Annotated in this window: 8 protein-coding genes; 6 read left to right on the top strand and 2 right to left on the bottom strand. The window is 52.0% G+C overall.

Translation table 11 applies throughout. The features are described 5' to 3' along the window. Positions 1–864: a hypothetical protein gene (locus ACHUEV_RS14650; protein ID WP_394181143.1), complete on the bottom strand. Its 864-nt coding sequence runs from the start codon at positions 862–864 to the stop codon at positions 1–3. 168 nt (positions 865–1,032) lie between these two features. Between ACHUEV_RS14650 and ACHUEV_RS14655 the strand changes: the two genes are divergently transcribed. Beyond that, positions 1,033–2,049, top strand: a complete 1,017-nt coding sequence (locus ACHUEV_RS14655; protein ID WP_394181145.1) for a glycosyltransferase family 2 protein — start codon at positions 1,033–1,035, stop codon at positions 2,047–2,049. A gap of 116 nt (positions 2,050–2,165) precedes the next feature. After that, positions 2,166–3,179, top strand: a complete 1,014-nt coding sequence (locus ACHUEV_RS14660) for a glycosyltransferase family 2 protein (protein ID WP_394181147.1) — start codon at positions 2,166–2,168, stop codon at positions 3,177–3,179. Positions 3,180–3,234: 55 nt separating this feature from the next. Here the strand turns inward: ACHUEV_RS14660 and ACHUEV_RS14665 are convergent, their stop codons facing one another. Continuing rightward, positions 3,235–4,122, bottom strand: coding sequence for a hypothetical protein (locus ACHUEV_RS14665; protein WP_394181149.1), 888 nt, complete (start codon positions 4,120–4,122; stop codon positions 3,235–3,237). 1,334 nt (positions 4,123–5,456) lie between these two features. Here ACHUEV_RS14665 and ACHUEV_RS14670 point away from each other — a divergent pair. The 4 genes from ACHUEV_RS14670 (at position 5,457) to ACHUEV_RS14685 (ending at position 12,039) form a co-directional block, all read left to right on the top strand. Further along, positions 5,457–5,846 carry a hypothetical protein gene (locus ACHUEV_RS14670; RefSeq protein WP_394181151.1) on the top strand — a complete coding sequence of 130 codons (390 nt, stop codon included), beginning with the start codon at positions 5,457–5,459 and terminating at the stop codon, positions 5,844–5,846. Positions 5,847–5,848: 2 nt separating this feature from the next. Then, positions 5,849–6,523 (top strand): SOS response-associated peptidase, encoded by a 675-nt coding sequence (locus ACHUEV_RS14675; RefSeq protein WP_394181153.1) that lies wholly within the window; start codon positions 5,849–5,851, stop codon positions 6,521–6,523. Between the two features lie 768 nt (positions 6,524–7,291). Continuing rightward, the gene (locus ACHUEV_RS14680) at positions 7,292–11,191 is read left to right on the top strand and encodes an Ig-like domain-containing protein (RefSeq protein WP_394181155.1); all 3,900 of its coding nucleotides are present in this window, start codon (positions 7,292–7,294) and stop codon (positions 11,189–11,191) included. Positions 11,192–11,733: 542 nt separating this feature from the next. Beyond that, on the top strand, positions 11,734–12,039 hold the full coding sequence (locus tag ACHUEV_RS14685; protein ID WP_394181157.1) for a TA system antitoxin ParD family protein: 306 nt from the start codon (positions 11,734–11,736) through the stop codon (positions 12,037–12,039). Positions 12,040–12,118: the final 79 nt, after the last annotated feature.

Here is a 12,118-nt window from a genome sequence, read left to right on the forward strand (position 1 = left end):
CTATTCCACCACAGATCGATCGCTTTGGGGGATGACCGGTGCCTCGCGCGGGTCAATGCCATGATGTTTCAATCGCTCATCCAGATAACTTCCCTCGGGCGGGATTCCTCCGAACCGGTGGGCACAAAAATGTTTGATAGGCGCCCAGATATGGATGCAGCGCGTGTTATCGGTCAAATGCTTACGTGTCAGCATAGGGCGGCGCGCGAAAATTCGACGGTCCGCAAAGTGAACTGGATAGTAGACATCAGTCGGGCGGGCATGCTCAATTTCGCCAGTTTGGGCAAGATATGCGGTCACGCCAAGTGGCCCCCAAATACCCCAAGGCATTTCTGAGACGTGCATTGGGTCGCCCTGAGCTGCACGTTCCTTAATCCCTTTTAGGTGACGAGGAGGCAGCCATTCAGGAATGGGAAATTCGTTGGAAGTGAATTCGAGCAGTGCCTGAAGCGCAGGGGAATCTTGCGGCATTCGCAGGATAGCGCCGTTCACTTGTCCCTTCTTCTTTTCTTCGACGTAGTATTCGTAACCAAAGATGTGGCTTTCATTCCCCGGGAATGGGCGAACCGAATAGACATCGGTGTCGACGTAAATGATTTCAGGATCTTTTGCGATCAAGTGAAACCGGAACAGATCAGAAAATAGGGCAACACTTCCAGTACGCCCGTGCGTGATGAAACGATCAGTTGTCAGAATTTCGTTGCCGTCTCGGATCTGAACACCTTCGGGCACACCTTTTACTTCGCCGTAGGTGTATAGGAACGTCGGATGTCCCTGATCGACAAAAGATTTTAGGCAAAGCTGTTCAAGCCATGTCAGTGAACCCCCGATCCAAAGTGCACCAATTGGGGGAAGATTAGCCATCATCGAAACCTTACTATTTGCGAACGCGCTGATGTTGATTTCTACAGGAACAGTAATGGCGTCGCAATAACGTCGCCGGGGCGGCGATGAAATTCTATCGATCTGCTTGCCGGGCGAGGCAATTTACCTTTACTCATGGTAACGCACTTTCGTAGCGAGGAGCTATACATGGCGGACGGCCAATCATGCACGTTAATCGGCACTGTCAAAGATGAAGGTCCCTATCTGCTAGAGTGGATATGTTACTATAAGCTAATTGGCTTTGATAAGATCGCGATTGCGTCGAACGACTGTAATGATGGTTCGCGTCAGATGTTAGATTACCTTGATACGGTTGGTGAAATTACCCATCTCGAAAATTCGGGGCATGTGAGCGGTACTAATGCCGACCCTCAAAACCGCGCCTATGAAAGGCTGTGGGAGAACCCCTTTATTAAAGCCTCGGACTGGGTGCTCGTGGCGGATGCTGATGAATTTATAAACATACATGTCGGCGATGGTTCTGTTGAGGCGTTGTTTGCGGCATTGAGTGAGATAACGCCGGGCCGCGTCGACTTGATTTCGGCGACGTGGCGGGTTTTTGGTAATAGTGGGATTGTAAAGTTCGAAGATGAACCAGTCATCGCGCAATTCGATCACGCTGCGCCTGAAGGCATCAATCAAATCCAGCGTTATACCGCGTTTAAGACGATGTTTAGGCCGCGGGTTGCGCGGAAGCTAAGCATTCACAGGCCACGTCTTGCGCCGCGGTTTCAAGATGGGCGCCAGCCAGTACAGTGGGTTAATGGTTCTGGTGAGGCAATGCCTGATCGTTACCTCAAACAGGGGTGGCGCTCTTTTGAAGAGGCGTTGGGGCGCGACCTGGTGAGTATGAACCATTACATGATAAAATCTTCAGAGGCGTTCTTGATGAAACGCTATCGGGGGACCGCGAATAGCGCCGATCAGGATAGGATCGACTTTTCGTATTTCGAGACTTTCAACGCCAACGACGTCGAAGATAAAAGCATTCAGCGGCATGTGCCAGCACTGCGAAAGCGAATTGAAGAGCTAAAGCGAGAGCATCCACACTTGGAATTGCTTCACAACCGTAGTCTCGAATGGCACCGACAAAAGCTGGATCGCGCTCGCAATGAGATAATCTCGGAGGCGCCAGAGATCGCATTAAGGCTAGGCATAGTCTGATTTCCGGCCCTTCGAAATGGCGGTTGATAGATTGCGCCAAAGATGTGAAGACAAACTGTATCTGGTAGAGAGGTAGTAGTACTTTGGATAAAGAACGCTTTCTCATCGTAACAACGATGAAAAATGAAGCCCCGTTCATCCTTGAGTGGATCGCCTTTAACCGTGCAATCGGTTTCGATGATTTTCTAATCTACACAAACGATTGTGCCGACGGTACAGATACAATTGCATCACGTCTTCAAGAACTGGGACTCGCTGTCCACGTCGATAATAATGATCGAAAAATTGGGCGCAAAGGGCGCGAGCTTTCGCCACAGCGCGCTGCACTAAGGCTTGCCCCCAAGACAGAGGCTTACGCTGCTGCGGACTGGGTGATTTGTGCTGATGCAGATGAATTTCTAAATATCCGATGTGGCATGACCTTGACGGATCTTGTTTCGAAAACCGGTGTTGCTGACGCGATTTCCTTTGGTTGGAAATTGTTCGGCAATGGGATGCGGCGTCACTATGAAGACCAGCCCATTATCGAGCAGTTCTTTCAATGCTCTCCAGAAAATATCTATACCAATTATCGTGGAGCCGGTATCAAGACGCTCTATCGCAATAATGGGGCTTTCCATCGTATGGGCGTGCACCGTCCTTTTGCCAAAGTGGAGCAAGATGCAGATCCAGATGGTCCGTCACCCTATGACGAAATCACATGGCGCGATTCCGGGGGAAATGCCGTCGATGCTAAATCCGTTTCTTGGCGTACTTGGAAGGGCTTTCAACACGACTATGCTCGCTTGCACCATTATGCGATCAGAAGCGCCGATAGCTTTTTGGTAAAGCGTGACCGCGGTCGTACAAACCACGTGAACATGGACCAGGGGCAGGATTACTTTGATGCAATGAACGCGAACTATGTGCGCGATTATTCAATGCTAAAGCATGTACCGGGAATGCTTTCGGAGCTGACTAAATTGAAATCGGATAAAGTCCTTGGTGCATTACATTCAGAGGCTGTCGCGTGGCACCGAGATAAGATCGCAGATATCAAATCGCGAGAAGACTGGAGCGAATTTATCCAGATGACATATAAGCATGATGGACAACCGCGGCGCGCTATAAAACGTCTCGTTGCTGAGTAGATTTTGGCTGGCGGTATGTCAGTAAGTCGCGAGTGCGAAATCCTACGCCGCCAGTTCAATTCTCAAGGTTTTGATAAAAATCGCGACGTTTTTGTGCGTCTTTCTTGGGGTCTCGGTGTTCGATTGGATGCATCCCAAAGTCGATACCATGCGCCATGCAAAGGTCGTGAAGGAGGCTACCCTCTGGGGGTACTCCTCCCATCCGGTTAAACAGTTTGCGGCGGATTGCAGTCGCATAAAGATGCAAGGACATGCTTTTTTCGCGCATCTCGGCAAGGTTGTAAGGAGATGGCACAAATAGCAGCGTTGTCGAGTGGCGAGCCAGAATTGGGTATAGATAGTCAAACGTTTTCGAGTGTTTAAGTTCGCCACTCTTTCGAACGAAATACCCAAATGCTTCTGGTCCGGTCACGCCCACAGGCAGGTTTTCAAACGAAAAATCGGACTCGTTCTCTTTTTGGAGCGCTATCTGCTCTTCTGTCCACCATGGCGGCACGCCTTCGGTGGCAGAAACAAATTTTTCCATCTCAAAAATTGCAGGACTATCGCGTGGAATTCGCATGACACCGTTAGGAATAAAGCGCCTATTCCGCGCTGCAAACAAATAACCGTCAGTGCTTACATGAGGGTGTAAAGCGTAAACGTCAGCGTCTATCCAGATGTGGTCTGTCTTGCGCATCAATAGCACCCGGAAAATGTCGGCGTGGATGCGGGCGTCGTCTAACTTGTCCTTACCCCAGTATCGCTGAACGAATGTTTCGTCCATGACCTCGCGCGCATCGCGAATTTCGACATATTCGGGGGGATCTTCAACATCGTCGTATAGGTAAAGTATTGGTGTTTGGCCGATGTCGTGAAAAGATTTTAGACTAAGTCGTTCAAGAAAAGAGAGCTTTGGGCCAATCCAAAGGGTTGCGACTCTTTCTGCTACTTGTTCCAACACTTCTGCTTTCCATTGATGCCGCAAGTTTTTCTCGGGCTCGATTATAAACGTTTAGGGACTTTCGTCACGCCGATCAAGCAGACGCTTCATAACGTAAAATGTGCTGGCGCGGGGCATGAGATAAGGGCTAGTGCGGCGCAGGATTTGGGCGCGACTGCGGATTAGGAAGCGCGTGCGCTGTATCCCGTTTTCGGAAGGTTGGGGTGCATTGCGATCTGTAAGAGTGCTAAGCTCTTTATTTTCTTCATCTTTCTGAAAAAGCTGGCTGGGATGGTAGGATTCATAGTAAGTCTCTGATTTTAAATTGTTTTTAGTATGTAAACTTAAGGATATGGTGTCAATTCCCTTTTGGGACAACCGGCCTGTGTCAAAGCTTGTGATCATGACCTGATCGACAAGGAAAGTGGGTGGCAGTTGACCTGAGAAGCTCGTCGACTGCGCTATCATTGCTACTCACTTCTCGTTCCACGAAGCGCCCATATGCGATGTGAAAATTTCCGCGAGGGGATGACCATGTCTTGCGTGCAAGTCTGCTTGTTCAAAGAACGCACGACTGTTCTCTACAAGCCAAGCTCTGTCTTTCCATATATCCCTCGTGCCATAGAGCGCGTTTTGATTGTTCTCAGCTGTGGACGCGATCTCTCTTAACCTGAGAACGCGGGACATTTCATGCTTTTGATTTCTCAAATTGATCCACCGATATGGCGCTGTTCGTAAGCAGCGTACGCGGAACGTGCGGCCGATGCATGTAAAACTGCAGCTACTCAAGATGAAACTCTGCTCGAAGGCGCAGTCCGAAAAAGGGTTCCATCATATGATCTAACCCTTTCAGGCATCTTTCTCGGCACACAGCTTATATAAATTTGCTCGCCACGACGTTAATCAGAAGGTGTAAATGCAAACAGCATTTGGTGGTCTTATGCATGATCTGGAGATCGACGCCTTCGTTCATAATTGCAAATACCACGTGATCGAACACAGTCTCATCCGGCCATTGCTGCGATCGGAGTATATCCTATTTCGGTTCGGGTCGGCGTTCGTGGTGAACGGAGAAAAGAGACAGGCGGCGTGGCGTTGGCAGGTACAGCCCGAGCTCGCTGACCAGCCCGGCATATCCTGCAAGCCGACCCGGTCCGGGAAGCTCACGTCCGTGAAAATTCATCACCGCGCCTCGAGAATACTCACCTTTTCGGGTAATGGTTAGATTTTCTTCACCATCTGCGGTATTCCTTCGAATTTCCTCACCCCACAGGCGGCTGAGCGCCTGCAAGATTCTCGCATACGGAGGCCTGAAGGGCGGAACGGCTAAGACGTCGTTTAAGGGAATCGCGGAATTGAGTAGAATCCGGAATGCTAATCTTGCAGGAGGTTCACTTTTTGTTCTAAATGCCCTTATGCCAGCCGGACACCCGCCAATCAGAGCCCATCCTGCCAAGCCGTTTCGTACTTTGCGTGATGCGGCGGTCAGTGGTGAGGTTGTTTTGATACGCTGCGGCCTATGCCGACGCGGTGCGACATTCTTGGCGTCCGACCTTATTCAGGTTGTTGACCCGATGCATCCGGTTCATCTGCCGCCATTTGGCTGTTCGAAATGCGGGACAACTGAATATATCGATATTAGAATGGCCACACCACAATCCAAGGATGTTGGCCTAATGCCAGTGCGTCGATTGGTGGGGAGCAAGAAGGTCTGGCTTTGGCAGGACAAGGTTCTGGGGGAATAGGAATGTGTAACCTCTATTCAAGCACCACTGCCGTTGAGGCGATGCGCCAGATGTTCGACGTTAAACCCGCCAACAGTCATCTGGGCAACGCGGAACCCCGGACTGCAATCTGGCCCAAGTACCCAGCCCCAGTCGTTCGACTGACCTCGACAGGTGAGCGTGAACTCATCGAAATGAATTGGGGCTTTCTGACAAAGAACATCAGCAAGAAGACGGGTAAAGAACTGAAACCCGCTGCGTGGAACAACGCGCGGGCCGATAAGTTGAACAGTAGCGGTCTTTGGAAGGAGAGCTTTCAGTTGCGGCGTTGCCTTGTTCCGGCATCGAGTTTTCGAGAAGCCAAGGGGCAGCGACCGGCGACTGACTATTGGTTCGCAATCAAAGGGGATGAACCACGTCCGCCATTTGCCATGGCTGGTCTATGGCAGCAGGTTCCAGCGTCTCTTAGTCGCGACGATAGCAGTGACCTGACACACACAATCATCACCACGAGCGCCAACGAGATTGTCCGTCCGGTGCACCCAAACCGCATGCCGGTCATCCTGCGACCAGAGGATTACGAAACATGGCTCACAGGTACGTTGGACGAAGCTCAATCGTTACTTCAACCCTTTCCAGCTGAACTGATGGCAATCGTGCAGCAAGAGATCGGTGTTTTGACTGACTTAGGCACATGATTAGCCCGAAGCCCTAAATAGAATTTAATTCTGCTGCGATAGAGGTGTTTTGGAAGCGTGACGAAAGCACCCTATCAATTGGCACTGTTCTCGGATGACCGTTCCAAACATCATCACGGCTTGCACACGCAATGGGCCATAACTGGTCACGCAATAATTCCGTCGAAAGCCTGGTCCAACTGAGCCTACGCAACGGGATGAATGCTTCATGGCTATTAAGCGAGCTGAAAAATACTCGTGCGGCCCACTCACTGCGGTAAGGGTGCAACACTTGTATCATGGCATTGCTAAGTCATTGACGTAGAGCAAATTATATAGTTTCAAACCCGTGCTTGAAGAACTGTGGCGATCAGACCGACGTCACTAAAATGCTCGACATCATATTATCGGTGTTTGAGTCCGGGCAACGCGGTCGGAACCTGTGGCATCCTTGGATGGTGCTGCATTTCGAAATGTTGTAGAAATTTGGACAAAATGAATATGATTTATCGCAATACCTATCTTGGTTGCCTTGCACTTATCTGTGCTACCCTGCTTGCCCTCACATCACCCGCAGTGGCCCTCGATTCAGCATCGCGTCAAGAAAAGAGTTTGAGCCTTAATACTGATTGCCGTTTGACGGCCTTCGTTGGAAATTTGAATGGGGGTTTGGCGTCTGTACGCGTTGCACCTTTCGGTTTTGGTTCCACAGCAACCCAAGCGGCAGGGGGGTTAGGTTTTTTTAGGGGAAATCTAACCACCACTTTTTCGGTAGTAACTGCTGCGAATTTGGAAGCGCACTGCAGTCTTACAGATGTCACTAACCTTGTTCAGCAAGGTGCCGCAGGCACCTATTCCACCCATGACCTTATGCAGCTTTCATTTGAAGCGACAGAGACCACTGCCGGCGACCGGTACGGTTACCTCGCCGAAATCAAGGGTGCAACGGCAACCACCGTTTCAGTCAGCCGAACCCTTCTAAATAAAGCACCAACTGCAACGCTTGGCAGCGTCAGCGGACCAGACGCCAGTGGAAACTATACCGTGATCGCCGCATTGTCAGAAAGCAGTACTGATTTCACGGCGGACAGCATGACGTTGACAAACGCCACAGCGACAGTGTCCGGCAGCGGCGGGAGTTACACCATTGTTCTGACCCCGATCGCTGATGGGGCGGTCAGTATGTCAATCCAACGAGGGGCCTTTACTGATGGCGAAGGTCTTGAGAATTGGGTCCCTTCAAATGAATTGAGATTTGAAGCCGACATCACCGCTCCGACGGTCAGCATCGCGGCCTTTACCGGTGCGCTGAATGGCGATCAGACAGCAGTGATTACCTTGTCTGAGGATAGCACTGATTTTGTCTTGGCCGATCTGACGCTGACCAATGCGACCGCGACGTTGTCGGGCTCCGGGACGAGCTACACAGCGGTTTTGACGCCAGTAGCCGATGGCCCAGTGGCGCTATCGGTTGGCGTAGGCACGTTCAGTGATGCAGCAGGAAACGCCAATGCCGTCGCGTCAAACGAGGTAACGACCACCCATGATGGCACTGCGCCGACGGTCAGCATCGCGGCCTTTACCGGCGCGCTGAATGGCGATCAGACAGCGGTGATTACCTTGTCTGAGAATAGCACTGATTTTGTGTTGGCCGATCTGACGCTGACCAATGCGACCGCGACGCTGTCGGGCTCCGGGACGAGCTACACAGCGGTTTTGACGCCGATAGCCGATGGGCCTGTGGCGCTATCGGTAGGCGTAGGCACGTTCAGTGATGCAGCAGGAAACACCAATGCCGTCGCCTCAAACGAGGTGACCATGTCATATGACGGCACCGCGCCAGTAATACGACCGATCGGCAATGTGTCTTTTGAGGCTGGTCCAGACGGCACCCGTTTGATCGGGTTCAGTGCAATCGTTGATGACAATGTTGACACCCGCATCGTTCCCGTCTTTTCGTTGAGCGGCGATGTTATCACAAGTCCTTACGCATTCCCGCTTGGGGCGAACCTGGTAAAAATCAACGCAACGGATTCAGCAGGTAACGCGGCCGTGGAGAGCGAGTTCACGCTGACCATTACCCCAGGTGCGGGACCGGCAGTTCCGATCCTGACAACAACAACGATCAATGCGAACCGATCAATCACAATTGCCGGTACAACTGACGTGGACACGACGGTGCGTATAACGTTCCCCGACGCAAGCGTGGAAACGGTCACAGCGACCGGTGGCACATTCTCAGTCACCTCGGCTGCAGATATGGTCGGCGGTACCGTTTCTGTCACTGCAGAAGACGGCCTGGGCAATGTGTCGCTTGCCGCAACCGTTGATTTGTTCCCAGATTATGATGTCCCGACGGTTAGCATCGCGGCATTTACTGGCGCGCTGAATGGCGATCAGACAGCAGTGATTACCTTGTCTGAGGATAGCACTGATTTTGTCTTGGCCGATCTGACGCTGACCAATGCGACCGCGACGTTGTCGGGCTCCGGGACGAGCTACACAGCGGTTTTGACGCCGGTAGCCGATGGGCCTGTGGCGCTATCGGTAGGCGTAGGCACGTTCAGTGATGCAGCAGGAAACACCAACGCTGTCGCCTCAAACGAGGTCACAGCCACATATGACGGCACCGCTCCGACGGTCAGCATCGCGGCCTTTACCGGCGCGCTGAATGGCGATCAGACAGCGGTGATTACCTTGTCTGAGGATAGCACTGATTTTGTCTTGGCCGATCTGACGCTGACCAATGCGACTGCGACGCTGTCGGGCTCTGGGACGAGCTACACAGCGGTTTTGACGCCAGTAGCCGATGGTCCGGTGGCGCTCTCGGTTGGCGTGGGTACATTCAGTGATGCGGCAGGAAACACCAACGCGGTCGCCTCAAACGAGGTCACAGCCACATATGACGGCACCGCTCCGACGGTCAGCATCGCGGCCTTTACCGGCGCGCTGAATGGCGATCAGACAGCGGTGATTACCTTGTCTGAGGATAGCACTGATTTTGTCTTGGCCGATCTGACGCTGACCAATGCGACTGCGACGCTGTCGGGCTCTGGGACGAGCTACACAGCGGTTTTGACGCCAGTAGCCGATGGTCCGGTGGCGCTCTCGGTTGGCGTGGGTACATTCAGTGATGCGGCAGGAAACACCAACGCGGTCGCCTCAAACGAGGTCACAGCCACATATGACGGCACCGCTCCGACGGTCAGCATCGCGGCCTTTACCGGCGCGCTGAATGGCGATCAGACAGCGGTGATTACCTTGTCTGAGGATAGCACTGATTTTGTCTTGGCCGATCTGACGCTGACCAATGCGACCGCGACGTTGTCGGGCTCCGGGACGAGCTACACAGCGGTTTTGACGCCGGTAGCCGATGGGCCTGTGGCGCTATCGGTAGGCGTAGGCACGTTCAGTGATGCAGCAGGAAACACCAACGCCGTCGCCTCAAACGAGGTCACTACGACATATGACGGCACCGCACCGACTGTCAGTATTGCCACTACCACTACCCACTTCTCTGGCGCAGGTACATTTGACGTTGCCGCGACCTTCTCCGAAGAGGTAATGGGCTTTGACGCGAATGACATTGCCGTAACCAACGGTTCGGTGACCAATGTCACGGGGAGTGGAGCGGACTACGTGGCTACGATTGCTGCGACAGGAAGCGGAGATGTCGAAATCTCTGTGCCCGCCGGTACCGCTGTAGATGCGGCTGGCAACGCCAGCTTGGCATCAAACACTCTGTCGATTTCCAGCGCAACAGTGGCGGAAACGCAAACGGTCATCGCCCAATTCATGTACACGCGGTCCAACCAACTGATATCAAGCCAGCCAAATTTGACAGGGTTCCTGTTGGCGGATGGTGCAGGACGGTTCGATGCATCTGTCACCCGTGGTGCAGGTTCGTTCAGCTTCGCCAGAGCGCCCGATGCCAGCACGCCGGTATGGGTCAACCTGAACGCGTCCTGGACGGATGAAGATGTGCGCGAGACGCAGTATGTCTTCGGCGCGGCAGGCAGCCATTTTGCGTTCTCTCCCAATCTGTTGGTCGGCGGCATGATCGAAATGGACTATCTGAGCCAAGAGGATGGTACCGCTCAGGTCGAAGGCCGCGGCTGGTTGGTCGGACCCTATTTCGTCGCGCGCACGCCGAACCATCCGCTGTTCATTGACGGCCGTCTACTCTACGGAAAAACCAGTAATGACGTGTCGCCGCTGGGAACTTATACTGATCGCTTTGAGTCAGAGCGAGTGTTGGCGCAGTTCAAAGTCTCTGGCGAACTGGTATATAGCGCTACGACGCTGATACCGTCCTTGCAACTGTCCTACACCACTGACGATCAGAAGGCATATGTCGATAGTCTGGATAATAAGATTCCGGCGCAGGGAATTGAACTTGGGCAGGCCGAGCTTGGTATGGATTTTCGTCATGTCCTGCAGTTGGCCGATAGTGTAAAAACGATCGAATTGGCAGGCGGTCTCGCGGCCATCGGATCTTCGACCCGCGGGTCAGGAAATGCCGATCTGATTGTACCGGAATATGAGGGCGCGCGTGCCAAGCTTAAGCTGGGCTTAAACTACACGATGGCGAATGGTGGCACATTTTCTGTGGATACTTTTTACGATGGGATCGGGGCCAGAGGTTATGAAAGCTTGGGCCTGCAAGCCCGATATAACCTGACATTTTGATCGATCCATTTCCGTTTTCAATGAAATTGAAGACTTAATTCGCCATGTCTGCGGCTTGCATGAGCGTTAGAGCCGCAGACCAAATGTCTTTTTTCAGGAGTCCGCTGATGTATACTTAACGTCATTGAACGACCGCTTCGGCAAGGCGAGGCCGAAGCCTCGCCTTCTCACCTTCACCCTCAAGTTTGTTATTGAGCATGATCTGCATACACGGCACTAAACGGCGCAATGTATTGTATCTTGGAGCCAATGCCGCGGTAGGATTGAATTGCGAGCCCTTCAAGGTATGTCGGCATACTTAACCACTCAAAAACTCTTTCACTATATATTGTATATCAATGTGTAAGCAGTGGCACCGCGTCAACTGTTTACCACAATCTTGGAAACAGATGCGTCTAAATGCTTGTTTGAAAGTGATTATTGAGCAGGTTGATAATTGCTTGCGTTGTTACGTTGAATTGCTCGCAAGAGATGGTCCGCTACGTGCAGCAACTTGACTTCCAGACACTTGCTGTGAAGATCGAAAATATCAGGAGGTTAATATGGCCGAGAGCGTGAAAATTCCCGACGATCTTCTTACTGACGCTTGCCGTGAGGCAGACCTAAACAATCGGTCAGTAGCTTCCCAAATTGCACATTGGCTATTGATTGGGCGCGCAGCTGAAGCAACGGCTGACTTTGAATATGCCCGCGTGACCGAAGCCCTGGAAGGGAAACGAGATACGACACAGCTAAGTGAACTTGAGGCAGCAGTATGGCTCGATGCTTTTACTAATAAGATGGGACAGCCTTCAGCAGCCGAAATGGCGTATTATGCAGAACGGAAGCATCGGCAAAGAGAAAGTTAGTTCCTTCCCAACTGTTTTCCAAATCATGGACGATCGGCGTAGTTTAGGTTCACCGTACAGCGGAATTTTAAGAGTTGCT

It is taken from the genome of Yoonia maritima (genome assembly GCF_043641945.1).
Classification (GTDB): Bacteria; Pseudomonadota; Alphaproteobacteria; order Rhodobacterales; family Rhodobacteraceae; genus Yoonia; species Yoonia maritima_B.